The organism is Streptomyces sp. DH10 (genome assembly GCF_029813805.1).
Classification (GTDB): Bacteria; Actinomycetota; Actinomycetes; order Streptomycetales; family Streptomycetaceae; genus Streptomyces; species Streptomyces coeruleofuscus.
Genome location: NZ_JARVKU010000021.1, coordinates 84,328 through 110,375 on the forward strand (window position 1 = coordinate 84,328; position 26,048 = coordinate 110,375).

At 71.7% G+C, this 26,048-nt stretch carries 27 protein-coding genes; 14 read left to right on the forward strand and 13 right to left on the reverse strand.

Going from position 1 to position 26,048, the window contains the following annotated elements; genetic code table 11:
* The first annotated feature begins 233 nt into the window (after nucleotides 1-233).
* Nucleotides 234-3,470 (forward strand): AfsR/SARP family transcriptional regulator, encoded by a 3,237-nt coding sequence (locus QC385_RS33740; protein WP_279545164.1) that lies wholly within the window; start codon nucleotides 234-236, stop codon nucleotides 3,468-3,470.
* Between the two features lie 30 nt (nucleotides 3,471-3,500).
* On the opposite strand, the gene QC385_RS33745 is transcribed toward QC385_RS33740, so the two are convergent.
* From QC385_RS33745 to QC385_RS33755, 3 genes are all read right to left on the reverse strand, one after another.
* Nucleotides 3,501-5,201 carry a bifunctional 3'-5' exonuclease/DNA polymerase gene (locus QC385_RS33745; RefSeq protein WP_279545166.1) on the reverse strand — a complete coding sequence of 567 codons (1,701 nt, stop codon included), beginning with the start codon at nucleotides 5,199-5,201 and terminating at the stop codon, nucleotides 3,501-3,503.
* Nucleotides 5,202-5,338: 137 nt separating this feature from the next.
* Nucleotides 5,339-6,082 carry a Clp protease N-terminal domain-containing protein gene (locus QC385_RS33750; protein WP_279545167.1) on the reverse strand — a complete coding sequence of 248 codons (744 nt, stop codon included), beginning with the start codon at nucleotides 6,080-6,082 and terminating at the stop codon, nucleotides 5,339-5,341.
* 59 nt (nucleotides 6,083-6,141) lie between these two features.
* A complete protein-coding gene (locus QC385_RS33755) occupies nucleotides 6,142-6,774 on the reverse strand; it encodes a LysE family translocator (RefSeq protein ID WP_279545168.1) in 633 nt (210 codons plus the stop codon).
* 108 nt (nucleotides 6,775-6,882) lie between these two features.
* Here QC385_RS33755 and QC385_RS33760 point away from each other — a divergent pair, with 108 nt between their 5' ends.
* Nucleotides 6,883-7,983 (forward strand): DUF2786 domain-containing protein, encoded by a 1,101-nt coding sequence (locus QC385_RS33760; RefSeq protein ID WP_279545169.1) that lies wholly within the window; start codon nucleotides 6,883-6,885, stop codon nucleotides 7,981-7,983.
* A 7-nt stretch (nucleotides 7,984-7,990) separates the two neighbouring features.
* Here the strand turns inward: QC385_RS33760 and QC385_RS33765 are convergent, their stop codons facing one another.
* From QC385_RS33765 to rpmB, 4 genes are all read right to left on the reverse strand, one after another.
* Nucleotides 7,991-8,536 (reverse strand): DUF4232 domain-containing protein, encoded by a 546-nt coding sequence (locus tag QC385_RS33765; RefSeq protein WP_279545170.1) that lies wholly within the window; start codon nucleotides 8,534-8,536, stop codon nucleotides 7,991-7,993.
* A 161-nt stretch (nucleotides 8,537-8,697) separates the two neighbouring features.
* Nucleotides 8,698-9,252, reverse strand: a complete 555-nt coding sequence (locus QC385_RS33770) for a hypothetical protein (protein ID WP_279545238.1) — start codon at nucleotides 9,250-9,252, stop codon at nucleotides 8,698-8,700.
* 161 nt (nucleotides 9,253-9,413) lie between these two features.
* Entirely contained in the window at nucleotides 9,414-9,719 is a 306-nt protein-coding gene (gene rpsN / locus QC385_RS33775) for a 30S ribosomal protein S14 (RefSeq protein ID WP_279545171.1), read from the reverse strand.
* On the reverse strand, nucleotides 9,719-9,955 hold the full coding sequence (gene rpmB / locus QC385_RS33780) for a 50S ribosomal protein L28 (protein ID WP_279545172.1): 237 nt from the start codon (nucleotides 9,953-9,955) through the stop codon (nucleotides 9,719-9,721). Before rpmB ends, rpsN begins: the two co-directional genes overlap by 1 nt.
* Nucleotides 9,956-10,018: 63 nt before the next feature.
* Here rpmB and rpmG point away from each other — a divergent pair, with 63 nt between their 5' ends.
* The 5 genes from rpmG (at nucleotide 10,019) to QC385_RS33805 (ending at nucleotide 12,735) form a co-directional block, all read left to right on the forward strand.
* On the forward strand, nucleotides 10,019-10,183 hold the full coding sequence (gene rpmG, locus QC385_RS33785; RefSeq protein ID WP_010044249.1) for a 50S ribosomal protein L33: 165 nt from the start codon (nucleotides 10,019-10,021) through the stop codon (nucleotides 10,181-10,183).
* Nucleotides 10,184-10,186: 3 nt separating this feature from the next.
* Nucleotides 10,187-10,435: a type B 50S ribosomal protein L31 gene (locus QC385_RS33790; RefSeq protein WP_086847611.1), complete on the forward strand. Its 249-nt coding sequence runs from the start codon at nucleotides 10,187-10,189 to the stop codon at nucleotides 10,433-10,435.
* A gap of 4 nt (nucleotides 10,436-10,439) precedes the next feature.
* The gene (locus QC385_RS33795) at nucleotides 10,440-11,660 is read left to right on the forward strand and encodes a CobW family GTP-binding protein (protein WP_279545173.1); all 1,221 of its coding nucleotides are present in this window, start codon (nucleotides 10,440-10,442) and stop codon (nucleotides 11,658-11,660) included.
* Nucleotides 11,661-11,666: 6 nt separating this feature from the next.
* Nucleotides 11,667-11,900, forward strand: coding sequence for a 30S ribosomal protein S18 (gene rpsR, locus QC385_RS33800; RefSeq protein ID WP_059419099.1), 234 nt, complete (start codon nucleotides 11,667-11,669; stop codon nucleotides 11,898-11,900).
* Nucleotides 11,901-12,516: 616 nt separating this feature from the next.
* Nucleotides 12,517-12,735: a DUF397 domain-containing protein gene (locus QC385_RS33805; RefSeq protein ID WP_086847633.1), complete on the forward strand. Its 219-nt coding sequence runs from the start codon at nucleotides 12,517-12,519 to the stop codon at nucleotides 12,733-12,735.
* Between the two features lie 93 nt (nucleotides 12,736-12,828).
* Here the strand turns inward: QC385_RS33805 and QC385_RS33810 are convergent, their stop codons facing one another.
* Nucleotides 12,829-13,344: an ATP-binding protein gene (locus QC385_RS33810; RefSeq protein WP_279545174.1), complete on the reverse strand. Its 516-nt coding sequence runs from the start codon at nucleotides 13,342-13,344 to the stop codon at nucleotides 12,829-12,831.
* Nucleotides 13,345-13,686: 342 nt separating this feature from the next.
* On the opposite strand from QC385_RS33810, the gene QC385_RS33815 reads away from it, so the two are divergent.
* From QC385_RS33815 to QC385_RS33840, 6 genes are all read left to right on the forward strand, one after another.
* Nucleotides 13,687-14,511, forward strand: a complete 825-nt coding sequence (locus QC385_RS33815) for a helix-turn-helix domain-containing protein (protein ID WP_279545239.1) — start codon at nucleotides 13,687-13,689, stop codon at nucleotides 14,509-14,511.
* 90 nt (nucleotides 14,512-14,601) lie between these two features.
* Entirely contained in the window at nucleotides 14,602-16,065 is a 1,464-nt protein-coding gene (locus tag QC385_RS33820) for an aldehyde dehydrogenase family protein (protein WP_279545175.1), read from the forward strand.
* A gap of 107 nt (nucleotides 16,066-16,172) precedes the next feature.
* Nucleotides 16,173-16,721, forward strand: coding sequence for a DinB family protein (locus QC385_RS33825; protein WP_279545176.1), 549 nt, complete (start codon nucleotides 16,173-16,175; stop codon nucleotides 16,719-16,721).
* Between the two features lie 25 nt (nucleotides 16,722-16,746).
* Nucleotides 16,747-17,388, forward strand: coding sequence for a PadR family transcriptional regulator (locus QC385_RS33830; RefSeq protein WP_279545177.1), 642 nt, complete (start codon nucleotides 16,747-16,749; stop codon nucleotides 17,386-17,388).
* Nucleotides 17,389-17,461: 73 nt separating this feature from the next.
* On the forward strand, nucleotides 17,462-18,412 hold the full coding sequence (locus QC385_RS33835) for an ATP-binding cassette domain-containing protein (protein ID WP_279545178.1): 951 nt from the start codon (nucleotides 17,462-17,464) through the stop codon (nucleotides 18,410-18,412).
* Nucleotides 18,409-19,170, forward strand: coding sequence for an ABC transporter permease (locus QC385_RS33840; RefSeq protein WP_279545179.1), 762 nt, complete (start codon nucleotides 18,409-18,411; stop codon nucleotides 19,168-19,170). The genes QC385_RS33835 and QC385_RS33840 overlap by 4 nt, the downstream gene beginning before the upstream one ends.
* Nucleotides 19,171-19,188: 18 nt before the next feature.
* Here QC385_RS33840 and QC385_RS33845 read toward each other — a convergent pair whose 3' ends face one another.
* The 3 genes from QC385_RS33845 to QC385_RS33855 all read right to left on the reverse strand — a co-directional run bounded on the left by QC385_RS33845 (nucleotide 19,189) and on the right by QC385_RS33855 (nucleotide 22,583).
* Complete coding sequence (locus QC385_RS33845) at nucleotides 19,189-20,595, reverse strand: glutamate decarboxylase (protein ID WP_279545180.1); 1,407 nt, start codon at nucleotides 20,593-20,595, stop codon at nucleotides 19,189-19,191.
* A gap of 32 nt (nucleotides 20,596-20,627) precedes the next feature.
* The gene (locus QC385_RS33850; protein ID WP_279545181.1) at nucleotides 20,628-21,914 is read right to left on the reverse strand and encodes an ion channel protein; all 1,287 of its coding nucleotides are present in this window, start codon (nucleotides 21,912-21,914) and stop codon (nucleotides 20,628-20,630) included.
* Between the two features lie 294 nt (nucleotides 21,915-22,208).
* Nucleotides 22,209-22,583, reverse strand: a complete 375-nt coding sequence (locus QC385_RS33855) for a YbjQ family protein (RefSeq protein WP_279545182.1) — start codon at nucleotides 22,581-22,583, stop codon at nucleotides 22,209-22,211.
* Between the two features lie 133 nt (nucleotides 22,584-22,716).
* Here QC385_RS33855 and QC385_RS33860 point away from each other — a divergent pair, with 133 nt between their 5' ends.
* A complete protein-coding gene (locus QC385_RS33860; protein ID WP_279545184.1) occupies nucleotides 22,717-23,631 on the forward strand; it encodes a DedA family protein in 915 nt (304 codons plus the stop codon).
* Between the two features lie 63 nt (nucleotides 23,632-23,694).
* On the opposite strand, the gene QC385_RS33865 is transcribed toward QC385_RS33860, so the two are convergent.
* A complete protein-coding gene (locus QC385_RS33865; RefSeq protein WP_279545185.1) occupies nucleotides 23,695-25,392 on the reverse strand; it encodes a threonine/serine ThrE exporter family protein in 1,698 nt (565 codons plus the stop codon).
* A 113-nt stretch (nucleotides 25,393-25,505) separates the two neighbouring features.
* Nucleotides 25,506-25,997 (reverse strand): inorganic diphosphatase, encoded by a 492-nt coding sequence (locus QC385_RS33870; RefSeq protein ID WP_031487466.1) that lies wholly within the window; start codon nucleotides 25,995-25,997, stop codon nucleotides 25,506-25,508.
* Nucleotides 25,998-26,048: the final 51 nt, after the last annotated feature.

Here is a 26,048-nt window from a genome sequence, read left to right on the forward strand (position 1 = left end):
TTTGCCAACGGATGGCTAACATGTGGCCAACGGTTCTCCGTTGCGTCGTCCGCCCATTGGCGTGAAGTCGCCGAACCATGACGGACGGCGGCCGGTGCGGGGGCTTTTCCGGCGGAGAACGCGAGGACGAAGGTGACGGAAAACCGCTGCCCCGGGGGCGGAAACCCGTCAAGGATGTATCTCGCGAGCAAGGGCAAGGGCAAGGGGCGGTGGCGCGGGGAGACGGGGGCGCGATGGGGGCATCTGCCTGCTCGGGCAGCGAGGACGGTCACGAAGGACGGAGCGGGCTGCGGTTCGGGCTGCTCGGGCCGCCGGTGCTGTACTACGACGTCAGCGGGGGGCGCCGGAGCGAAGCCCGGGGTGTCGCAAGCCCCAAGTCCCGTGTGCTGCTGGCCGCGTTGCTGCTCGACGCCGGACGGGTCGTCTCCGTCGAGTCGCTCAGGGAGGCGCTGTGGGGCGGGACACCGCCCGTTTCCGCCCAGGCCTCGCTGCACAACCACGTAGCCCGGTTGCGGCGGTTGCTCGACGATCCCGAACGGCTGCGGACCGTACCGTCCGGATATGTCCTGCGGGTCGACGAGGGCGAGCTGGACGTCCACGTGTTCGACGCCCACGTCGCCGCGGCGCGTGCCGCGCACGCCGGGCAGGACTGGGAGCGCGTCGTGCGTGAATGCGCCGCCGCGCTCGCACTGTGGCGGGGCGCGCCGCTCGCCGGGCTGCCGACCGAGGTGGGCGGGTACGCCTTCGCGCGGCGGTTGCGCGAGGGACGGCTGCTGCTCCTGGAGTGGCGCTACGACGCCGAGTTGGCGCTGGGCGGACCGCGTCTCGGCGCGCTCGTACCGGAGCTGGCGGCGCTGACCGCCGAGTATCCGCTGCGGGAGACGTACCACCGTCAGCTCATGCTCGCCCTGCACCGCACGGGCCGCCAGGCCGAGGCCCTGGCCGTCCACCGCGATCTGCGCACCCGACTGGTCGACCAGCTCGGCATCGAGCCGGGTCCCGCGGTGCGGCAGGCGCATGTGGAGGTGTTGCGGGGCGTCGCGGGGAGGCCACCCTCGCCCGCCCAACCGCCGCCCGCCCAACTTCCGCCGCCGCCGGCGCATTTCACGGGGCGCGCCGCCGTACGCGACTCCCTGCGCCGCACTCTCACGACACCCGGAGCGCACTCGGCAACCCTCACCACCCCCGCCACCGCCGTCATCAGCGGCATGCCCGGCGTCGGCAAGAGCGCGCTCGCGCTGCACGTCGCGCATGAGTTGGCGGAACGTTTCCCCGACGGTCAGCTCTACCTCGACCTGCACGGTGCGACCCCGGGCATGGCCCCTCTCACCCCCGGTCAGGCGCTCACCGCGCTGCTGCGTGACCTCGGCGCCGACCCCTGCCGGATCCCGGAGCTCCCCGACGCGGCATCGGCTCTGCTGCGCTCGCTGCTGGCGCCGACCCGCACGCTCCTGGTGCTGGACGATGCCGCGAGCGCCGCGCAGGTACGGCCGCTGCTGCCGGGCGGTGCCGGGTGCGCGGTGATCGTCACCAGCCGGTCGCCGCTCACCGCACTCGACGGGGTCGCCCGCCTTCCGCTGGGCCCGCTGTCCGACGAGGAGAGCGCGGCCCTCCTGGTCGCTGCCTCGGGCCGTGCCGGACTGGACGGCTCCGACGCCGCCCGCCGCCTCGTCGAACTCACCGGCCGCCTCCCCCTCGCCCTGCGCGTCGTCGCCGCGCGGCTCGCCGCCCGGCAGGCGCTCACCCCGGACGTCCTCGCCGGGCAACTCGCCGATACGGAGGGGCGGTTGCGGCACCTCGAATACGACGACCTGAGCGTGCGCCGCTCACTGGCCGTCGCGCACGACGCGCTGGCGGGCTCCGAGCGTGAGGCCGACCGGGACGCGGCCCTCGTCCTCCGCCGTATCGGCGCGCTCGATCTGCCCACGTACGGCGCACCCCTGCTCGCCCGCCTCACCGGCGCCGGCGAACTCCGCACCGAGGCCGCCCTGGACCGTCTCGTCGACGTGGCCCTGCTCCAGGAGCCGGCATACGGCCGCTACGCGCCCCACGACCTCGTCCGCGACTTCGCCCGCGAGCTGGCCGGCGGGTGGGGCACGGAGGGCACCGGCATCTCTGGCGGAGGGCGGGACGCGGACGACGCCGGCAGTGTTCGCGAACCGGCCGGGAGGCGAGATGCGGACGACGCCGGCAGTGTTCGCGAACCGGCCGGGAGGCGAGATGCGGACGGCGCGGGCACTGTTGGCGAACCGGCCGGAAGCCGGGACGCGGACGGCGCCCAACCCTCCGAAACCGCCTGCGACCTGGCCTGGTTACCGGAAGGCGAGGACTCCCGGCCTTCCGAAACCGCCCTCCGCTGGTACGCCGCGGTCGCCGAGCGGCTGCTCGTCGCGATCGTCGAGCCCGGACCCGACCAGGACGACCGCCGCCGCCCCACCGCGGCGCAGCCGCCCGGTCACGCGGCGCACGTCGACACCGTCGCCCCCTTCACCAGCCCCGAGGAGGCCTTCGCCTGGGGCGACAGGGAGCTGGCGAACGTCGTCACCCTGGTCGAGCGGCACGCGGGCGACCCGTGCCGGCAGCACGCGGGCCTCGTCTCCACCCTCGTGCGGCTGATCCTCCCCTACGCGCACCGCAGGGGCCGCGTCGCCGAGATGGAGGTGCTCGGCCGGACCGGCCTCGGCGTGGCGCGGCGGCTGGGGGACGAGGCGGCGGAGGCGTACGCGCTGGTCGACCTCGCCGGACTGCACTTCCTGACCGGCCGCCACAACGACGCCCTCGGCCTCAACGACCGCGCGCTGGCGATCTGGCGGCGGCTCGACGACCCGTCCTGGATCCGCCGCTGCCTCAACAACCGCGGTCTGCTGCTCGACGGGCTCGGCCGCCACGCCGAGGCAGGCGAGGCGCTGACCCGGAGCCTGGAGTGTGCACGGCGGCTGAACGACCCGTACGGCGAGGCCGTCACCCACAGCCACCTCGGCAACCTCTACGAGCACACCGACCCGCGGGCCGCCATCGAGCAGCACCGGCGTTCCCTCGCGCTCGGGGACGAGATCGGCGCCGTGATCGTGCGGCACACCGCGCACTGCAACATCGGTTACGCCCATCTGCGGCTCGGCGAACCGGCCGCCGCCCTCCCGCACTTCGAGGAGAGCCTGCGCATCCTCGGCGGTCACGGCGACTGGCACGGCGAGTCCCAGACCCGGCTCGGTCACGTCCGCGCGCTACGTCTGCTGGGCCGCACCGAGCGGGCCGCTCGCGAGTGCGCCGAGCTGCTGGACCAGGCCGACGCCCGTGCCGACCGCTACACCGGCGCGCTCGCCCGCCACCAGCACGGGCTGCTGCTCAGCGAGCAGGGGCGCGTCGGCGAGGCGCGCGAGGAATGGCGCTCGGCTCTCGCGGCGCTGGAGGGGACCGACGAGCACACGGTGGTCACGGAACTCCGCGAGCTGCTCGCTCCCACGGACTGACACCGGCTGCTCGTCTGGCTGCTCGGCGGGCTACTTGGCGTCCGCGTAGCACTCCACCACCGCGGTCGTGAACGGAAACCGCACCGGCGTCTCCCCGAAGGTCAGCCGTCCGGCCAGGGCCGCCGCCTCGCGGATCGCCGTCACGACCGCGGCCGTCTCCTCCTCGGGGCAGTGCACGATCACCTCGTCGTGCTGGAAGAAGACCAGCTCGGCCGCCATGTCCGCGCAAGCCTTCCGCAGCGCGGCGAGCAGCAGCAGGGCCCAGTCGGCGGCGCTGCCCTGGACGACGAAGTTGCGGGCGAAGCGGCCGCGGGCGCGGGCGTTGGTGGAGGCGTAGCCGGGGACCCACTGGCCGCCGTCGGACTGGTCGTCCTCCGGAACGGCCGACGCGGCCGGGATGCCCGCCTCCTCGGTCGCGTCGTCCGTCCCCCGGGCCGCCGGCGGGCAGGTCCGGCCGAGCCACGTCCGCACGAGCCGGCCCTCCTCGCCGGCGCGGGCCGCGTCGTCGACGTACGCCACCGCACGCGGGAAGCGGCGTCTGAGCGCGGCGAGGTTCTTCAGGCCGTCGCCGGAGGTCTGGCCGTAGACGGCGCCGAGCACGGCGAGTTTGGCCTGGTCGCGGTCGCCGGAGAAGGCGCGGTCGGAGACGGACTGGTACAGGTCGGTCTCCCGGCCGGCCACCTCCATCAGGCCGGGGTCGCGGGAGATCGCGGCGAGGACGCGCGGCTCCATCTGGTCGGCGTCGGCGACGACGAGCCGCCAGCCCGGGTCGGCGACCACGGCCCGCCGGATCACCTTGGGGATCTGGAGTCCGCCCCCGCCGTTGGTGACCCAGCGCCCGGTCACCGTCCCGCCCGCCAGGAACTCGGGTCTGAACCGGCCCTCGCGCACCCAGTCCTGGAGCCAGGACCAGCCGTGGGCGACCCAGATGCGGTACAGCTTCTTGTACTCGATCAGTGGCTTCACGGCCGGGTGGTCGACGGACTCGATCTCCCACCGGCGGGTCGAGGAGACCTTGATGCCGGCCTGCGCGAAGGCCTTGACCACGTCGGCCGGCAGGTCGGGGCGGACCCGGCGGCCGAACGCGGTGGACACCTCGTCGGCGAGTTCGGCCAGGCGGCGTGGTTCGCCGCCGCCCGCGTACCGCTCGCCCAGCAGGTCGTGGAGCACCGCGCGGTGCACGTCGGTGCTCCAGGGCAGGCCGGCGCGGTTCATCTCGGCGGCCACCAGCATGCCCGCGGACTCGGCGGCCGTCAGCAGACGCATCCGGTCGGGGTGCTCGGCCCGTTCGTGCCGTCGCTGCTGCTCGGCGTAGACCGCGAGGAGGTCCGTCAGCGGGAGGTGGACGCCCTGCGGTTCGAACAGTGAGGACTGGGAGCCCGGTTCGGCGGAGCGCTGCGGCGGATCGGGCGGTACGGGGCCGCCGCGCAGCCGGGCCAGGGCGGCCGCGGCCGAGCGTGGTTCCCCGTACCGCCCCTCGTGGCCGAGGAGGAGTGTCTCGGCGGCCTCGATGTCGTAGCACCGCTCGGCTCGCACCCCCGTGGCGAGCAGGCGCGGGTAGACCTCGGCGGTGGACCGCCACACCCACCGCGCGACGCCGGTACGGCTCCGCACGGCCTCGGCGAGATCCCCCTCCCGCCGCACCGGCCCGGCGGGCAGCCCGTCCGGACCGAGGGGGGCGACGTCCACGCCACCGTCCTCGGCCGGAGCGAGAGCCCACCGGTCGGTCATGCTGGGAGTGTGACAGGGGGGTCTGACAATGCCCTCCGGGGCGCCGTGCCGGTCGCCACGTCGGTTCCCGGTCACCACCCCGTTCCCGGTCACCACCTGGGTCCCCGGTCACCACCCCGGTCCCCGCTCGGGCGGTCTCACGCCTCGTCCGGCGTGTCCTTCTGCGCCTGCACGATCTTCTCCAGTACCCCGGACACGTACTGCTCGGTCGGCTCCTTGCCGATGCCCAGGCCGCTGAGGACGCCCTCGCCGTTCTCGTGCTCCAGCAGGGCCAGCAGGATGTGCTCGGTGCCGATGTAGTTGTGGCCGAGGCGCAGGGCCTCGCGGAAGGTGAGTTCCAGGACCTTCTTGGCGGCCTGGCCGTACGGCACGAGCTCCGGGGGCTCCTCGACGGCCGGCGGCAGCGCGGCGGTCGCCGCCTCGCGGACCGCGTCGAGGGAGACGCCCTGCTTGACGAGCGCCTTCGCGGCGAGACCGTCGGGCTCGGCCAGCAGACCGAGGACGAGGTGCTCGGGTACGCCCTCGGCGTTGCGCGCGGACCGGGCCTCGTTGTGCGCGGCCATCACCGTGTTGCGGGCGCGGGGCGTGTAGCGGTTGAAGCCCTGGCTCGGGTCGAGGTCGGCCGACTCCTTCGGCACGAAGCGCTTCTGCGCGGCCTGCCGGGTGACCCCCATGCTCTTGCCGATGTCCGTCCAGGAGGCGCCCGACCGCCGGGCCTGGTCCACGAAGTGGCCGATCAGGTGGTCGGCCACCTCGCCGAGGTGATCGGCGGCGAGCACCGCGTCCTGGAGCTGTTCGAGGGGTTCCTGGTGCACCTTCTTGATCGCCGCGATCAGGTCGTCGAGGCGGAACGATGACGTGATGTTGGGGTTCGTCGTCATGGTGTCAACCGTAGGTTGCGCCCCTAGGGGTGTCAACCGCGAGTTGACATCCGACGTGACTACTTCGGAGACGTCGCCACCAACCGCACCGCCAGCCCCGTGAAGACGGTCCCTGAGACGATGTTCAACCAGCGGTTCACGCGTGCGCTGCGCCTGAGGAGGGACGCCAGCCTCCCCGCGAGCAGGCCGACGCTGCCGTCCCACAGGAAGCCCATCACGACGAGCGTGACCCCGAGCAGCAGCAACTGGCCCTGGACATGACCGAGCGACGGGTCCACGAACTGCGGCAGGAACGCCACGTTGAAGAGGATCACCTTGGGGTTGAGCAGATTGGTGATCGCGCCCTGCCAGAACGCCCGCCGCATCCCCGGCCCGACCGCGCCCGTCCCGTCCTCGCCCGGCACCGAACGGTCGCGGAACGCCTTCACCGCCAGATAGAGCAGATAGGCCGCGCCCGCCCAGCGCAGCACGTGGTACAGCGTCGGCAGCGCCGTGAACAGGGCCGACAGACCGAGAGCCGCCGCGACCGCGTGCACGAGCATCGCGCACGCCACCCCGAACGCCGCCATCACCCCCGCCGTGGGCCCGCCCCATCCGCCCATCGCCACGATGAACATCATGTCCGGGCCGGGGGTGATGCAGAGCGCGAAGGCGGCGACGAGGAACGCCGCGTACAGAGACATGTCCACCATGCGGCCATGGTCGAGTCCCCGCCGCGCGCGGATGACGCAATTCCGGGGAGTGAGACGTACGGGGTCGCGCATGCCGGGCCGTCCGCCCAGGCGTGGCACCATCGGCCCGTGAGTACGCCCACCACCGTCGACCGCGCGTTCGAGACCGCCCTGTACGACACCAGCGAGACGGCCCTCGACGCCGGCGCCTCCCTGCTCGCGTCCGACCCGGCGGCGGACACCGAACTCACCCGCCGCGGTCAGGAGTTCGTGGCCACGGCCTGGCGGCGCGGCTGGCAGCCGGCCGACGTCGTACGGATCGTCCGGCGGGAGCTGGACGACGTACACGTACGCCTGGTGACGGCACTGATCCGGGCACAGGCGCCGCACGACCGTCCGCGCGGCCGCCGCTGGAGCGCGCAGCTCGCGGAACTCCCCGCCGAGGCCCCGCCCCGCACCGACCGTTTCTCGTACGCCACCGCCGTGCTGGAGCTGTACCGCCTGCTGCTGCGCCTGCCCGCGCTCGAGTCCCTCGACGAGTCGACCGGGGAGCCGAAGACCGAGTCCAGGATGCTCGGCCGGATCCGCGCCCTGCTCGCCAAGGCGGAGGCCACCGGGTTCCCGGAGGAGGCCGAGGCGCTCAGTGCCAAGGCGCAGGAGCTGATGGCCCGGCACAGTGTCGACGAGGCGCTGCTCGCGGCCGGGGCGCCCTCGCCCGAGACGCCCGGGGCCTGCCGGATCGGTGTCGAACCGCCGTACGAGCAGACCAAGGCGGTGCTGCTGGACGCCGTCGCCGCCGCCAACCACTGCCGGGCGGTGTGGAACGAGCCCCTCGGCTTCTCCACCGTCGTCGGCTTCGAGACCGACCTCGAAGCGGTCGAACTCCTCTACACCTCACTCCTCGTGCAGGCCACGACCGCGATGACGAAGGCGGAGGCCGCTCAGCGTGCGGCCGGCCGCAAGCGCACCAAGACGTTCCGGCAGTCCTTCCTCGCGGCCTACGCCCACCGCATCGGCACCCGCCTGGCGGCAGCCGCCGAGACCCAGGTGACGGAGGACCTGCTCCCGGTCCTCGCCTCCCGCGACGTGGCGGTCACCGGCCGGCTGGACTCGATGTTCCCGGAGACGACCACGACCCGCCTGCGCGGTGTGCGCGACGCGGAGGGCTGGACAGAGGGCGCGCAGGCGGCGGACCGCGCCCAAGTCGGACACCGCCCGCCGCTGCGCTGACCTGCGGTCAGTCGCCCGAGGACTCGAAGCCGCTCACCGAGGCCTCCGCCGCGCCGCCGCCGCCGCTCCCGTCCCTCCGGGCGACCTCGCCGTACGACCACGTCAGGTCGTGCGCGTCCTCGGGGGCGCCGGGCAGGGTGAAGGACGCCTTCCGTACAGCGAGGCTCTTCGCGGAGCCGGCCTCGCCCCGGACGTAGGTGATCGTGAAGGACGTGGTGCCGCCCTTCCCCAGCGTGAGCGGCTGGGCCTTCGCGCCCTCCTCCGGGGACACGGACGTCGTGCTGTCGTCGGCCGCGAGGTCCACGGAGGGGAAGCCCTTCAGGGTGCACTGCGCGCCCTGGTTGGTGAGCGTGACGGTGACGTTGCCGGTGTCCCCGGCGGCCGGGGCGGCACCGGCCCCGACCTCAACGCCCAGGTCGCCGATCGCGCAGGCCGAACCGTTCGCCGGATCAGCGTTCTTCGCGTCGTCGTCGCCGGTCTTGCCGTCGTCGCAGGCGGTCAGCAGGAGCGTGGCGGCGAGGGCGGCTGCCAGGGTGAGGGGCAAGGTGCGCATGGGGTCCTCTGAGCGTGATGAGCATGAGCGGCTACGGGCCCCTGGATCATCACGCACGCGGATGCGGTACGGGCACCCACCCCCTGCGAATCCCCCGAAAGCCGGACGGGCCGAGGCGCCCGAAGGGGATCCACGACCCGTCCGTACGCTTCGAGGCCCTGCTACCCGAGGCCCGCCGTCGGCAGCCCGGTCGGCAGCTTCCCGCCCTCGGCCTTGGTGTACGTCTCCGCGCCGAGGCCGCCCTCCCAGGTGACCTTGAGGCTCTTGCCGTCCACGGAGTCGACCGTGCCGGCCGCCCGGTCCTTGTTGCCGTCCGTGCACTTCAGACGGATCGTGCGCGTCCCGGACTCCCCGCCCGCGGTGCCGGTGCACACGCTGCCGCCGGTGGCGAAGATCGCCGCCTGCTTGCCGGTGATCACCAGGGCCACGGCCTTGCCGCCGGTCGTCGCGAGCCAGCTGCCCTGGAGTCCGTCGGCGTCCGACCCGCCGGAACCGGACGTGGACCCGGAGTCCGAACCCGAGCCGGAGTCGCCGCCCGCCCCGGTGGACGCCGTGGCGGACGGGGCCGGGGTGGACGCAGAGCCGTCCCCGGAGTCACCGTCACCGCTGCACGCGGACAGCACGAGCACGCCCGCCAGGCCCGCGGCCGCCGCCGCGACCCGAGCGCGCCGGCGCGCTCCCGGGCGGCGTGCTCCCGGACGACGCGAGAAGATCACCGAAGTCACTGCTGGCCCCCAAGCTGTAGCCGGCCGACGGCCCCGGTCGGAGCCCGCCGGACCATGCCGGAACGACCGCAGCAAGCTACCAGGGCCGGTCAAGAGCCCCCGGGGTCAACCCCCAGGGGCTTCTTACCGGACCGGCGCCGGGAGGACCCGGCTCACCAGGACGACTTGCGCACTCCCGGCAGATATCCCGCGTGCGCCTGCTCCCGCAGACTCACCCGGGACAGCCCGAACGTCCGGAAGTAACCGCGCGGGCGCCCGTCCACCTGGTCCCGGTTGCGCACCCGCGTGGCGCTGGCGTCGCGCGGCTGCCTGCGCAGTTCCGCCTGCGCGGCGAGCCGTTCGGCGTCCGTCGACGACGGCCGCCGGATGATCTCCTTCAGCTCGGCCCGCCGGGCGGCGTACCGCGCGACGACCTCCTGCCGCTTGTCGTTCTTCGCGATCTTGCTCTTCTTCGCCATCAGACCTTCACTCCCCGGGCGCGGATCCGGGCGACGGCCGCCTCGACTCCGATCGTGTCGATGGTCTTGATCGCCCTGGCGCTCAGCCGCAGGCGTACGAACCGGCCCTCGCTCGGCAGCCAGTAGCGCTTGGTCTGGATGTTGGGGTCGAACCGGCGTGACGTGCGCCGGTGGGAGTGCGAGATGCGGTTGCCGAAGCCGGGCTGGGTGCCGGTCAGCATGCAGTGCGCGGACATGCGGTGACGTACCTCTCTGACTCAGGAGATGTAAATGGAATTCATTTTCAGTAGCATAGCGGCATGGCACGCAATGAACTCCGGCCGGTCATCAAGCTCCGGTCCACGGCCGGGACCGGCTACACCTACGTGACCCGCAAGAACCGTCGCAACGATCCGGACCGACTGACCTTGCGCAAGTTCGATCCGGTGGTCGGCCGCCACGTCGACTTCCGAGAGGAGCGCTGACCGATGCGCGAGGGAATCCACCCGGACTACGGTCCCGTCGTCTTCCGCGACCGTGCCGCGGACTACGCGTTCCTCACCCGCTCGACGATGACGAGCGAGAAGACGATCGAGTGGGAGGACGGCAACACCTACCCGGTCGTGGACGTCGAGATCTCCGACGTCAGCCACCCCTTCTACACCGGCACCGCCCGCGTCCTGGACACCGCGGGACGCGTGGAGCGCTTCGAGCGCCGGTACGGAAAGAAGGGCTGAGCCCGTGCCCGAGCTCTCCGTCGTGATCGTCGGCGGGCTGCACGCCGACGCCCGCAAGGCGGCCGTGGCGCAGCTGCTCGCCGACGTGCCCGGCAGCGTCGCACTCCACCACGACCTGGCGACGGCCGCGGCCGGCACGGTCGTACGGACCGTCCGGGACACCACCGGCATCCTGGACGCGGGGGAGGCGCCGCTCGTCAACGACTGTGCCTGCTGCGCCCTGCGCGAGGACCTGGTCCCGGAGCTGGAGCGGCTCGCGGACGCCGGACGCACGCCCCTGGCCGTCGTCGAGCTGTGGGACTCCGTCGAGCCCAAGGCCATGGCGGAGGTCGTCACGGCCGGCGGGCTCACCGTCACCGGCGTGATCACCGCCGTCGACCCGGCCCTGGTCCTGCCGTACCTCGGCAACGGCGACGACCTGGCCGACGGCGGTCTGGCCGCCGCCGCCACCGACCAGCGCACGGTCGCCGACACCTTCGCCCGCCAGCTGGAGTACGCCCCCGTCCTCGCGATCGCCGAGTCCCCGGAGGCCGACGACGAGGACCGCGAACTGCTCGCCCAGCTGCACCCGACGGCCCGCCGGGTCCCGATCGGCCACGGTGACCTGGCGGGCGCGCCCGGACCCGGCGTCTTCGCGCGGGACACGGCCGACGGCCTGACCGTGCCGCCCCCGCGGCGGCGCCCGTCCTCGCCGCTGGCCGAGGCCGCCCTGGCCGGCTTCGACGTGGAGTCCGCGGCGTCCGCCCAGCACCCGGCCTGCGCCCTGTTCCCCGCCGAGGCCGACGCGCACGGCGTCTCCACCCTGGTCTGGCAGCAGCGCCGCCCCTTCCACCCGGAGCGGCTCTACGCGGCCCTGGAGGACCTGACCTGCGCGGCCGCCCGCAGCCGGGGCCGGTTCTGGCTCGCCGACAAGCCCGACACGCTATTCCACTGGGACGCGGCGGGCGGGGCGCTGTGCGTGGAGAGCGTGGGGCCGTGGCTGGCCTCGCTGCCGGACGCGGCCTGGGAGATGGTCCCGCCGGTGCGCCGTGCCGCCGCCGCGCTGGACTGGCACCCCGAGCACGGCGACCGCGGTCAGCACCTGGTCTTCACCTCGCCCGGCCTGGACCGGGACGGCCTGGAGCGGCTGCTGGAGTCCTGCCTGCTGACCGACGCCGAGTACGCGGCCGGGCGCGAGGCCTGGCAGCGCCTGCCGCACGCCTTCGACACCCTCCTGGAGGTCTGAACCGACATGCCCCGCAAGATCGACCGCAAGCCCGTCAAGAACCGCCCCAACCCGTTGGACCAGGCCGGGATCGAGTACATCGACTACAAGGACACGGACCTGCTGCGGAAGTTCATCTCCGACCGCGGCAAGATCCGCAGCCGCCGGGTCACCCGCGTGTCGGCCCAGCAGCAGCGGCAGCTGGCCCGGGCGATCAAGAACGCACGCGAGATGGCGCTGCTGCCGTACTCCAGCCGCTGAGGCCGTACGCCCGCCGCTGACAGCTCAACCCGGGTGAGGTTCCCCACGCTTGACGGGTGGGGAGCCTCATGCTTTGGTCGCGAGGCCGCACGGGGCGCACGCCGGGCGGTCCGTCAGGGCCGGGTGGCCGACTGCCTGTCCGGCGATGGTCCGACCTCGATACCGGCCCGGAGGACGACCTCGCGGTCATCCGCACGGCCCATTTCTCCTCGCCCCCGCATACCGCGGCCGTCTTCCGCATCGAGGCCGGACGGTCCTGCACGAGACGCCGGACCCCACGTCCCAGCTCCCGCTTCTCCGGCCCTGCCGCCGCCCAGGCACCCGTCCCCGCCGCCGAGCGGATGCTCCGCCTCCACGACACCTCCGCCGAACCCTCCGACTTGGTCACAGGTGCCGGGGAACGAGCGGCGGTGCAGGGCCGTCAAACAGGCAAGAGCTTTCGGTAAAGCGGTCGTCAAAGCTGTAACCGGAGGGCCACCCCCCGTGCACGTGCATCTGCCCATGCATCTGCACATGAACAGGGCTATGATCCGGGTCAGTTGACCACTGCATCAATGGCCACACCAGCCAGTGCACCACCGGGGAGCGACCTGTGGACCACGACGTGTACAACGGTATGGCGGCCACCAGGCTGCGCGGTGTGGCCTGGCAGAAGAGCCGGCACAGCAACTCGCAGGGCTCGTGCGTGGAGTTCGCCCGGCTGCCGGGCGGTGATGTGGCCGTCCGCAACTCGCGCTTCCCTGACGGACCCGCGCTGGTCTACACCCGTGCGGAGATCGAGGCCATGCTGCTGGGCGTGAAGGATGGGGAGTTCGACCATCTGGTGGGGGGCTGACGCCCCGGCAGGCCCTCGTACGGAACGGGGCAATCGGTACTCTACGCGCCGCGACGCGCGTAGAACCGCGGCGTCAGGAAGCGCCGCGGTTCCTCATTCCGCGTTCGGCCCCGAACCGGGCCGCGGCAGCCGGAACAGCGCCCAGACCACCTTGCCGTCGAGCGCGCCCGCGAGCGGGTGCCAGCCCCAGCTGTCGCTGAAGGAGTCGACGAGGAACAGTCCGCGGCCCGACTCGGCCGAGAAGTCGTCGGTCTCACGGGTGACGGGACTGTCGTGACTGGGATCGCGCACCGCGCACACCAGCCGCTCGGTCCACCGCATCAGGTGCAGCCGGACGGGAGGTTCATGACCGGCGGCGCACCGGCTGCTCGCCGGCAGGCCGTGCCGCAGGGCGTTGGTGACGAGTTCCGAGACCACCAGGCAGACGTCGTCGAAACGGTCGCCCATGTCCCACTGGTCGAGCGTTCCGCGGGTGAACCGCCGTGCCTCGCGCACCGCTTCGTAGCGGGCGGGCAGAGCGCAGGAGGCGGCGTCGGACACGGCCGCGGGATCCAGCGGCGGAAGGCCCTGCCTTAAAGGCTCGAGCATGGTCGATCCATTCGTCCCCATGCGAGGCACTCCCGGGAATTCGCGGTCGGTGCGATGCGGCGGTGGTGCGGGACCATGGTTTCGGATGCGTACAGCAGATGCAAGGGCAGATGCACGTGCAGGTGACCGGAATGAGTCGTCCCGTACCGCTTGTTGGTCAATTTTTCCGTCATCTTCACGGCCCTGTCCGCCCGTTCGCTGTCTCTTTCATGGAACCGCGCGCGTGCGTCCCCTGTCTCGATTCCGTTTCCGTAACCGGACGAGTACTGCTCGGAGTGTTTTAGTGGCAGACTTCGGCCCCTGAAGACGTTGGGGAGGCTGGCGAACGTGAGCGCGGGAGAGCCGGGATCGGTGGTGCGGCGCATGCTGCTCGGATCACAACTCAGGCGACTGCGTGAGGCGCGGGGCATCACGCGCGAGGCGGCGGGCTATTCGATCCGCGCCTCCGAGTCGAAGATCAGCCGGATGGAGTTGGGCCGGGTGAGCTTCAAGACCAGAGACGTCGAGGACCTGCTGACGCTGTACGGCATCACGGACGAGCAGGAGCGCGCCTCCCTGCTGTCCCTGGCCAAGGAGGCCAACGTCGCGGGCTGGTGGCACAGTTACTCGGACGTGCTGCCCAGCTGGTTCCCCACCTACGTCGGCCTGGAGGGCGCTGCCTCGCTGATCCGGGCGTACGAGGTGCAGTTCGTGCACGGCCTGCTCCAGACCGAGGCGTACGCCCACGCGGTGGTCCGGCGCGGCATGCAGGGCGCGAGCGAGGCCGACGTCGAGCGGCGCGTGGCACTGCGCCTGGAGCGGCAGAAGTACCTCGTCGACGAGCGCGCGCCCGACTTCCACATCGTCCTGGACGAGGCCGCCCTGCGCCGCCCGTACGGCGACCGCGAGGTGATGCGCGGCCAGCTCCAGCACCTCATCGAGGTCTCCGAGCGGCCCAACGTGCGGCTCCAGGTCGTGCCGTTCAGCCTCGGCGGTCACTCCGGCGAAAGTGGCGCGTTCACGATCCTCAGCTTCCCGGAGTCCGACCTCTCGGACGTCGTCTACCTGGAGCAGCTCACCAGCGCGCTGTACCTGGACAAGCCCGAGGACGTCGCCCAGTACGAGAAGGCGCTCAAGGAGCTCCAGAGCGACAGCCCGGGCCCTTCGGAGAGCCGGGATCTTCTCCGGGGACTCCTCCAGCTCTCCTGAAGCCCCCAACTCGCCTTAAACATCAGTACGATGACGTGTGATCAGATCGTGAAGGCGCGATCGAGGGTCTGCTAGGGATCGAGGGATCACATGTCGTCGTCCTACTTCACCGACCTTGCACGGCAGTACATCGACGGTGAGTGGCGCCCGGGTACCGGTTCCTGGGACATCATCGACTTCAACCCGTACGACGACGAGAAGCTGGCGTCGATCACGATAGCCACCGTCGACGAGGTCGACCAGGCGTACCGGGCGGCCGCCCGGGCCCAGAAGCAGTGGGCCGCGACCAACCCCTACGTCCGCCGCGGTGTCTTCGAGAAGGCCCTGAGACTCATCGAGGAGCGCGAGGCCGAGATATCCGAGGCGATCATCGCCGAGCTCGGCGGGACGCGTCTGAAGGCCGCCTTCGAACTGCACCTCGCCAAGGAGTTCCTGCGCGAGGCGGTCCAGCTGGCCCTGCGCCCGGAAGGCCGGATCCTCCCCTCGCCGGTGGACGGCAAGGAGAACCGCGTCTACCGCGTGCCGGTCGGGGTCGTGGGCGTGATCAGCCCCTTCAACTTCCCGTTCCTGCTCTCGATCAAGTCCGTCGCCCCGGCGCTCGCGCTCGGCAACGCCGTGGTGCTCAAGCCGCACCAGAACACGCCGATCGTCGGCGGCTCCCTGGTCGCGAAGATCTTCGAGGACGCGGGCCTGCCCGGCGGTCTGCTGAACGTCGTCATCACCGACATCGCCGAGATCGGCGACGCCTTCCTCGAGCACCCGATCCCCAAGGTCATCTCCTTCACCGGCTCCGACCAGGTCGGCCGGCACGTGGCCACCGTCTGCGCCCGGCAGTTCAAGCGCTCGGTCCTCGAACTCGGCGGCAACAGCGCGCTGGTGGTCCTCGACGACGCCGACATCGACTACGCGGTCGACGCTGCCGTCTTCAGCCGGTACGTCCATCAGGGCCAGGTCTGCATGGCCGCCAACCGCATCCTGGTCGACCGGTCCGTCGCCGAGGAGTTCACCGAGAAGTTCGTCGCCAAGGTGAAGACCCTCAAGGCGGGCGACCCGCGCGACCCGGAGACCGTCATCGGCCCGGTCATCAACTCCTCGCAGGCGGACGCCGTCGCGGGCGCGGTCGAGCAGGCCCTCGCCGAGGGCGCCACGGCCCTGGTGCGCGGCGGGCGCACCGACAACCTCGTCGAGCCGTCCGTCCTGACCGGCCTGCCCGCCGACTCGGCCCTGCTGCGGCAGGAGGTCTTCGGCCCGGTCGCCTTCCTCGTCCCGTTCGACGGCGAGGAGGAGGCCGTCCGCCTCGTCAACGACACCCCGTACGGCCTGAGCGGCGCCGTCCACACCGGTGACATCGAGCGCGGCGTGAACTTCGCCAAGCAGATCGACACCGGCATGTTCCACGTGAACGACGGCACCGTCCACGACGAGCCGATCGTCCCGTTCGGCGGCGAGAAGCACTCGGGCCTCGGCCGGCTCAACGGCGAGACGATGCTGGACTCCTTCACCACGCTGAAGTGGATCTCCGTGCAGCACGGGCGGAGCGGCTTCCCGTTCTAGACCTTCTACGGCCCAGCGGGCCCTTGCGGACAGAACCTGACCGCAAGGGCCCGTAACTTCGTCTGTGCCGGGGGAGAGGCCCCCGGCTCCGGCGAAAGGCGGCGGTCATGGTCACTCACGTTCCCGCGGAGGCACACGGCGACGAGCGCGGAGCGCTGCTCTCCTTCATCGAGGAGCAGCGCGGCGGCATCCGGCGGGCGGTGCTGGGACTGACCGACGAGCAGGCCATGAGCACGCCCAGCGCCAGCGAACTGTCGCTCGGCGGGCTGCTCAAGCACGTCGCCGAGGTCGAGCAGGGCTGGATCGCGCGGGCCAAGGGCGAGCCGCCGGCCGTCCACCGGGACGAGTCGAACTGGCACGAGTGCTTCCGGCTGGTGGGCGACGAAAGCGTGGAGTCCTGTCTCGCGTACTACGAGAAGGTGGCGGCCGAGACGGAGGCGTTCATCCGATCGGCGCCCAGCCTCGACGACACCTTCCTGCTGGAGAAGACGTCCTGGAACCCGAAGGACGAGTGGCTCTCGCTGCGCTGGGTGTGCCTGCACCTGATCCGCGAGACGGCCCGGCACGCCGGCCACGCCGACATCATCCGGGAGTCGCTGGACGGCGCCACCGCCTTCGAACTGGTGGCGAAGGAGCAGGGCAGCTCCTGGGGCTGAGGCCCTGTGGTTCTACGCTGGCCCCATGTCAGCGATCCGTCTCCTCGTGCTCGGCGCGGTCCGCATGCACGGGCGGGCCCACGGTTACCAGGTGCGCAACGACCTGGAGTACTGGGGCGCGCACGAGTGGTCCAGCGCCAAGCCCGGCTCGATCTACCACGCCCTGAAGCAGATGGCGAAGCAAGGGCTGCTGCACGCGCACGAGGTCGCCCCGTCCACGGTGGGCGGCCCGCCGCGCACGGAGTACGAGGTCACCGGGCAGGGGACCGAGGAGTACTTCCGGCTGCTGCGCGAGGCGCTGGTGACGTACGACCAGCGGGGGGACGTGAAGACGGCCGCCGTCGGCTTCGTCGTCGACCTGCCGCGGGCGGAGGCGGTCGCGCTGCTGAAGGAGCGCACCCTGCGGATCGAGCAGTGGCGGGCCTCCGTCCTGGAGCACTACGTCCCCGAGGAGGGGCCCGGACAGCTGGGCCACATCGGCGAGATCATGAACATGTGGGTCCACACGGCCGACTCGGAGGCCGAGTGGACCCGCGGTCTCATCGAGCGGATCGAGGGCGGCGCCTACACCTTCGCCGACGAAGGGGACCCGTTCGTCGGCGTGCTGGCCGAGGGCGCGGAGAACCCGTACGCGACGGGGGAGCGGCACCCCGGGGACGACCACTAATCAAATTTGACGAATGAAGGGGCGGGGGTTACCTTCGTGCGTGTAGTCAAGTTTGACTAGCGAGGGGGTCCCTTTGGCCGGCACGATGATCACCGTCGAAGGCGCGGAGAAGACATACGGCGACAAGAAGGCGCTGGACGGGCTCGACCTGCGGGTCGCGCGCGGCACGGTGCACGGGGTGCTCGGCCCGAACGGCGCGGGCAAGACCACCCTGGTGAGGGTCCTGTCCACGCTGCTGCGACCCGACGCGGGCCGGATCGAGGTGGCCGGGCACGACGTGGTGCGCGAGGCGTACGCCGTACGGCTGCGCATCGGTCTGCTCGGCCAGCACGCCGCGCTCGACGAGGAACTGGGCGGGCGGCAGAACCTGGAGCTGTTCGGCCGGCTGCACCACCTGGGCGCGAGGCGGGCACGCGCGCGTGCCGACGAGCTCCTGGAGCGCTTCGACCTGGCCGACACCGGCCGCAAGGCGGTCCGGCAGTACAGCGGCGGCATGCGGCGCCGCCTGGACCTCGCGGCCTCCCTGATCACCGAGCCGGAGGTGCTGTTCCTGGACGAACCGACCACCGGCCTCGACCCGCGCGGCCGGGCGGAGGTGTGGGACTCCGTCCGCTCCCTGGTCGGCGGTGGTACGACGGTCCTGCTCACCACGCAGTACCTGGAGGAGGCCGACCAGCTCGCCGACCGCATCTCGGTCGTCGACGCCGGCCGGGTCATCGCCGAGGGCACGGCGGACGAGCTGAAGGCACAGACCGGCGGCGACCGCATCGACGTGGTCCTGCGGGAGGCGGGACAACTGGGCCCGGCCGTCGCCCTGTTGCCGCTCACCGGAGTCACCGTCGACACCGACCGCCGCCTGCTGAGCGCTCCGGTGACCGACCGCATGCAGGCGCTGTCCGGGGTCGTACGGGCCCTTCAGGAGGCCGGCATCGAGGCGGAGGACGTCGCCCTGCGCCGCCCGACGCTGGACGAGGTGTTCCTGCACCTCACCGGGGACGACCGCCGAGTGAAGGAGGCCGCGTGACCGCCTATGCCCTGACCGACTCCTGGACCATGACCCGCCGGGAACTCGCCCGCTGGGCGCGGCAGCCGGTCCAGCTGGTCGTCAACCTCGTCTTCCCGGTGATGCTGCTGCTCATGTTCGGCTACCTGATCGGCGGCGGCCGCGGGGTGAACGGCGAGTACCGCGACTACCTGATCCCCGGCATGCTCGCCCTCACCATGGCCTTCGGCCTGGAGGGCACGATGATCGCCGTCACCCGGGACCTCGACAAGGGCGTCATCGACCGCTTCCGCTCGATGCCCATGGCCGACGGGGCCGTACTGGTGGGCCGTTCGGCCGCCGACATGCTCCAGTCGGCGATGGCCCTGGTGGTGCTCATCGGCGTGGGCGCCGCGCTCGGCTGGCGGGTCCACGGCGGTCCGGTGGCCTTCCTGGGAGCCGTGGGCCTGCTGCTGCTGTTCCGCTTCGCCATGCTGTGGGTCGGCATCTACCTGGCGCTGGTGGCCGGAAAGCCGGAGATGGTCCAGGCCGTGCAGATCCTGGTCTGGCCGGTCGGCTTCCTGTCCAACGCCCTGGCCCTGCCCGACACCATGCCCGGCTGGCTCGGCACGGTCGTCGAGTGGAACCCCATGTCCCACACGGCCACGGCCGTACGGGACCTGTTCGGCACCCCCGGCGCGGAGTCCGGGCACGTGTGGGCGGCGCTCGTCTGGCCCGTTGCCCTGCTGGCGGTGTTCTTCCCGCTCGCGGTACGGAGGTTCGGGCGGCTGAGCCGCTAGTGACGGAAGCCTGAGCCGCTAGTGGTGGAACCCGGTGGCCGCGCCCTTGTCCTGCGTGAAGGGGCGCGGCTGCCGGCGCAGTTCCGGCAGCAGCCGTTCCAGGTCCTGGGCGAGCAGCTCGGCGAGGTCGGCGGAGAAGCCGTTGCGGCACACCACCCGCAGCACGGACAGGTCCTCCCGGTGCGGCGGGAAGGTGTACGCGGGCACCAGCCAGCCGCTCTCGCGCAGCCGCCGTGAGACGTCGAAGACGTCGTACGACGTCACGTCCGGGGCGGTCGTGAAGGCGAACACCGGCAACTGGTCGCCCCGGGTCAGCAGCCGGAAGTCGCCCAGCGCCTCGATCCGCCCGGCGAGCCCCGTGGCCACGTCCCGCGCGGCCTGCTGCACGGCCCGGTAGCCGTCCCGGCCAAGCCGCAGGAACGTGTAGTACTGCGCCACGACCTGCGCGCCCGGCCGGGAGAAGTTCAGCGCGAACGTCGGCATGTCACCGCCCAGGTAGTTGACCCGGAACACCAGCTCCTCCGGCAGCGCGTCCGCGTCCCGCCACAGCGCCCAGCCGACGCCCGGGTAGACGAGCCCGTACTTGTGCCCCGAGGTGTTGATCGACGCCACCCTCGGCAGCCGGAAGTCCCACACCAGGTCCTCGTCGAGGAACGGCGCGACCATGGCACCGGACGCCCCGTCGACATGCACGGGGATGTCGAGCCCGGTCCGCTCCTGCACCGCGTCCAGCGCCGCGCACAGCTCGGTGACCGGCTCGTAGGACCCGTCGAAGGTCGAGCCCAGGATCCCGACGACGCCGATGGTGTTCTCGTCGCACAGTTCGGCCGCGGCCTGCGGGTCCAGGTGGAACCGCTCGCCCTCCATGGGGACCAGCCGGGCCTCCACCTCCCAGAAGTTGCAGAACTTCTCCCAGCAGACCTGCACGTTGACGCCCATCACCAGATTGGGCCGGGCCCCCGGATACCGGCCGGCGTTCCGCCGCGCCCACCGCCGCTTCAGCGCCATGCCGGCGAGCATGCACGCCTCGCTCGACCCGGTCGTCGAACAGCCCACGGCGGCCGCCGGGTCGGGCGCGTTCCACAGGTCGGCGAGCATCGCCACGCACCGCCGCTCCAGCTCGGCCGTGCGCGGGTACTCGTCCTTGTCGATCATGTTCTTGTCCCGGCACTCCGCCATCAGCACCCCGGCCTCCGGCTCCATCCAGGTGGTGACGAACGTGGCGAGGTTCAGCCGCGCGTTGCCGTCCAGCATCAGCTCGTCGCGCACCAGCTGGTGGGCGGTCGCCGGGGCCATGGGCTGGTCCGGGAGCCGGTGTGTGGGCGGGGCCTCGGCCATGTCGCCGACCGGGTTGGCGGGACCGTAGAAGGGGTTGACGGACAGGCGGCGTTCGGCGGGCTGACGGGGGCCTTCGTTGAGCGGCAAGGGAGCCTCCAGGATGGGTTCGTGAATGGGTGTCAGCGGACGGGCGTCCCGTCCGGCCGCAGCTGCATCTGCGGCCGGCCGGTGACCAGCAGCCAGGCCGGCAGCGAGGCGACGCAGAGCAGGGCGATGATCTCCGGCGAGGCGACCAGCACCGCGGCGACGAACAGGCTGAGCCAGCCCTGCCGGGTGATGGCCAGCAGCACCCCCAGCACTCCGGCGGACACACCCACGGCGGGATGCACCCCGGACACCAGGGCGTGCGCGCCCAGACCGAGGGCGGTGCCGGCGAAGACGGCCGGGAAGATGCGCCCGCCGCGGAAGCCGCAGGACGCGGCGACGAGCAGCGCGGCCAGCTTCACCACCGTCAGGACGGCGAACTCACCGGCCGACCGGCCGTCCGGGTCGTGCGCCAGCTCGGCGATCTCGTCGAGCCCCTTGAACAGCGTCAGATGGCCGCCCACGGCGGCGAGAGCGCCCAGCACCGCCCCGCCCGCCGGGAGCATCAGCATCGGATGCCGCAGCCGGCGGAACGCCGCGTGGACGTACGGGAAGGCGCGCACGGCTCCCATGCCGATCAGCGCGCCCGCCGCGGCGACCACGACGGCCGCCGACAGGTCTCCCCAGCCCGGCCGTCCGAACGACGGCAGGTCCAGGTCGAAGCTCGGATGGTCGACGAGGGTCGCCGTCAGGGAACCGGCCGCCGCGGCGGTCAGCGGCGCGAACAGGTTGTCCCACAGCAGGCCGCGCGTCTCCTGCCGGGCCAGCACCTCGGAGATCACCAGGGCGGCCGCCACGGGCGTGCCGAACAGGGCACCGATCGTCGCCGCCTCCGCCAGCGCCGGCCAGATCCTGCCCGGCGCCCGGGGGAGTGCCCGGCCGCCCAGCCAGACCGCCAGGCCGACGTTCACGGCGATGATCGGGTTCTCGGGGCCCAGGCTCGGCCCGCCGGCCAGCATCAGCGCGGTCGCCAGCAGCAGCCCCGGCAGCACGACGGGCGGCAGGACCGGGGCGTCCAGGCCGACCGTGGCCGGATCGGGGCCCGCGTGACCCGGCACCTTCCACACCACCAGCCCGACCGCGACCCCGGTCGCGACGAGCATCACGAACATCCACGCCACCGAATACCGGCCGATCCCCAGCGCGTCCGGCACCGTTCGCCACAGGACGCCCTGGAGCTCCTCGGCGGCGACTTCCACCCCCACCAGCAGCAGGCTGGACACCACCCCCACGGCCAGGGCGGGCAGGATCGACGGCAGCAGGGCGCGGGCGGGAGTCGCGGGGGTGACGGAGGGCGCCTGCCGCGCGGAGTCCTGGACCACGGGCACACGATAAGCGGACAAAAGGGCACGAGCAGGAAACACGCTTGCGTCCGGCCGTCGGAAGAGCGATTAACTTTCGCCGGCCCGCCGCAATTCCCCGGTAATGGGCTGGCCCCCTGCCCGCCGGTGAATCAACTAGTTCCGGACGCCTGTCCATTCGCCGTGACCGTCGGCAGAGCGGGGCAGCGCTCGTGGGCGGGCGCGCTCGCCCAGCCCTGGGCCCTCAACCGCTTCGTGCCGGCCTCCGGCTACGGCCTCCGGCTACGGCCTCCGGCTACCGCCGGGGGACTCGGGTCAGGCCCGGTCCTCGGGCTCGATCACCACGGCCGTCCCGTACGCGCACACCTCCGTGCCGACGTCCGCCGCCGCCGTCACGTCGAAGCGGAACGCGAGCACACCGTTGGCTCCACGCGCGCGTGCCTGCTCGATGAGCCGCTCCATGGCCTGGTTGCGCGTCTCCACAAGCGTCTTCGTCAGACCGCGCAGCTCGCCGCCGACCATCGACTTCAGCCCGGCGCCGATCTGGCTCCCCAGGTGCCGGGACCGGACGGTCAGGCCGAAGATCTCCCCGAGCACCTCCCGCACGCGGTAGCCGGGTACGTCGTTCGTGGTGACGACGAGGACGTCGGGCTGGGGGCCCTGTCCGCCGCCGTATTCATCGATGCCCATGTTCACAGCTTTCTCCGTGACGGCCGACAGTGCATCCTGAGTACCCCCATGGAACCTGGGCCATGACGGCTGCGTTGATACTTTGAAGCAGTCAGCCCCAGCCCGTACCCCCAGCAGCAGGAGCCACATCCCCGTGACCACGCTTGCGCTCGGCCCCGAGTGGCTCGACCCGAACTATCTGATCGAGACCTTCAGCCTCCCCGGAATCCTGCTGATCGTCTTCGCCGAGTCGGGCCTCTTCGCATTCCTGCCCGGTGACTCCCTGCTGTTCACGGCGGGTCTCTTCGTGGCCGAGGGCACCTACATCACGCAGCCCCTGTGGCTGGTCTGCACGCTGATCGTGATCGCCGCCGTCGTCGGCGACCAAGTGGGCTACATGATCGGCAAGTTCCTGGGCCCGAAGCTCTTCAACAGGCCGAACTCCAAGCTGTTCAAGCAGGAGAACCTGGACAAGGCCCACGAGTTCATGGAGAAGTACGGTCCCAAGGCGATCGTCCTGGCCCGCTTCGTCCCGATCGTGCGCACCTTCGCGCCCATCGTGGCCGGCGCCGGCCGCATGAAGTACCGCACGTTCGTCACGTACAACGTCATCGGCGGCATCGCCTGGGGCACCGGCGTCACCCTCGCGGGCTACTGGCTCGGCCAGATCGACTTCATCAAGAAGAACGTCGAGTCGATCCTCATCCTGATCGTCCTGCTCTCGGTCGTCCCGATCATCATCGAGTACCTCCGCGACCGCTCCCAGAAGAAGCGCGCCGCGTCGCAGACCTCGTCCCAGCCCCATCCCCCCGTCATGGACGACGCGACGACCCAGCTCCGCCGCATCACCCCGGACGACCAGCCCCACGAGCACCCGCAGCAGTCCCCGCACGGCAACCAGAACGGCTACAACGACCAGCAGTACTACGGCCAGTACCCCCAGGCCCCGGGCTACGGCCAGCAGCAGCCGTACGGAAACCAGCAGCAGCCCTACGGAAACCCGCAGCAGCAGCCGTACGGCACCCCCCAGCAGGGCGGCGGACAGCCCCCTTACAACGGGGGTTACTGACAGACGACTCGCGGGGCCGCCGGCGGACAGGAAGCCCGAGCCGACAGGCAGAGGCGAAGGGCGCTAGAAGCCCCTGGTCCGCTTGGCGGCCCGCCGCTTCTCCGCGGACCCGATCCGCAGGAACATCCGCGAGATCTCGGACCCCAGATTCACCCCGATGGCGATCGCCATGGCCAGGGCCACCGCCTTGGACAGCGACACCAGCCCGGCGTCCACCTTGTTCTGCGCGATCGCCAGCAGCCCGAAGTACGTCGCGGAACCCGGCAGCAACGGCCCGATGGCCGCGGTCGTGTACGGCAGAGCCGAAGCGAACTGGTACCGGGACAACAGCTGCCCGAACAACCCCACGAGCCCGGCAGCCGCAGCCGTGGAGGCCACCGGCGAGATGTCCCCCACGTAGTGCATCGCCCCGTACACGATCCAGGCGACACCGCCGTTCAGCGTCACCCACACCACGGTGGATCGTTCCTGCTGAAGCAGCACCGCGAACGCCAGCGACAACAGCATCGACGCGCCGATCAGCACCAGCGGATCGTCGGAGACCCCGAGTGCCGCGTCCGGATTCAGCCGGGCTCCCAGCTGTACGCCGAAGTACAGCACCATCAGCACACCCGCGACGATGCCCACGAAGAAGTACATGACCTCCAGCAGCCGCGCGGACGCGGTGATGTAGAAGCCGGTCAGACCGTCCTGCACCCCCGCCACCAGCGCCCGCCCGGGCAGCAGCGCGAACAGCCCACCGGTGATCACCGCCGACGCCTTCACGTCGACGTGGGCCAGCGTCAGCGCGATCCCGATCGCGGCCGGCGGCGTCGCGGCCACCGTGAACTGGTAGAACTCCGGCAGCCCGCGCCCCGCGCACAGCCACGCCAGCCGGTCGCCGAGCATCGCGCCCAGCGCGGCCGCGACGAACACGATCAGATCACCGCCGACGAGCACGGAGGCCGCACCCGCCAGCAGCCCGCTCGCGCCGGTCAGCGCCCAGCCGGGGTAGGGGTGCCGGTTACGGCGGATCTCGGCGAGCCGCCGGTAGGCCTCCTCCAGGGAGACCGCCGTCTCGTCGTCGCTGAGATCGTCCACCAGCTGGTACACGGCCGCCAGCCGCGTGTAGTCGGTGCCCCTGCGGCGCACGGTCCGCGACGCCGTGATCGGGTCGTCGACGAGCGACGGCTGGTACGAGATCGCCAGCAGCGTGAAGGTGACGTTGGGCTCGCAGCGGTCCAGGCCGTACGACCGGCAGACGGCGAACATGGCCGCCTCGACGTCCTCGGCGCCCTCACCGCCCGCGAGCAGCAACTCGCCGATACGCAGCGTCAGGTCGAGCACGCGCGGCACGGCGGGACCCGAGTCGTCGCCGCCGCGCTGGCTCGGTTCCGGCGCCGGCCGCTCCGCCACCGGCATGCGCAGCATCGTGCGCATCCGGTCCTGCCAGGGCACGTCCTTGGTCAGGCTGACCACGGGGATCCCGCTCGGCGGGGTGAACGCCGACGGGGCGTGCTTCGAGCTGTACGTGCTCGGCGGGGTGAAAGCCGACCCCTCCGGATCCGCCGCCGGGGCCTGCGAGACGTCCAGCCCCTCCGGAAGGGCGAACTCGGACGTCACCTCGGACTCCGTACCGGTCGCCTTGGACACGGCGAGGCCCTCGGGGATCGCGAACTCCGACGTCGTCGACATGTCCCCGTCGACGGCGGCCCCCGCCGGCGGCAGGAACATGCTCCTGGCCTCGTCCGACTTCGGCTTGCGGTCTTCCGCGTCCGTCACTGCCTGGCGCTCCCTGTACGACACGTAAGCCTCAGTACCCCCAGCCTCAGTATGCGCACATACAGGCGAACGGGCCGCACGCGCAGGCGTGCGGCCCGTGAGCATCAGAAGGGTCAGTGACCGCCCTGGTCCTTGAAGCGCTTGTACGACCGCTCGATCTCGGCCTCGGCCTCGGTGCGGCCCACCCAGTCGGCGCCCTCGACGGACTTGCCGGGCTCCAGGTCCTTGTAGACCTCGAAGAAGTGCTGGATCTCCAGGCGGTCGAACTCCGACACGTGGTGGATGTCCCGCAGGTGCTCCACACGCGGGTCTGTCGCCGGCACGCACAGCAGCTTGTCGTCGCCACCGGCCTCGTCCGTCATCCGGAACATGCCGATCGCCCGGCACTTGATGAGGCAGCCCGGGAAGGTCGGCTCGTCCAGGATGACCAGCGCGTCCAGCGGGTCGCCGTCCTCGCCGAGGGTGTTCTCGACGAAGCCGTAGTCGGTCGGGTAGGCGGTCGAGGTGAAGAGTCGCCGGTCCAGGCGGATACGACCGGTCTCGTGGTCCACCTCGTACTTGTTGCGCGAACCCTTCGGAATCTCGATCGTGACGTCGAACTCCACCGGTGGCTCCTCCATGATCAACACATAGTTCTGGTGGTTAAGTGTCCCTCA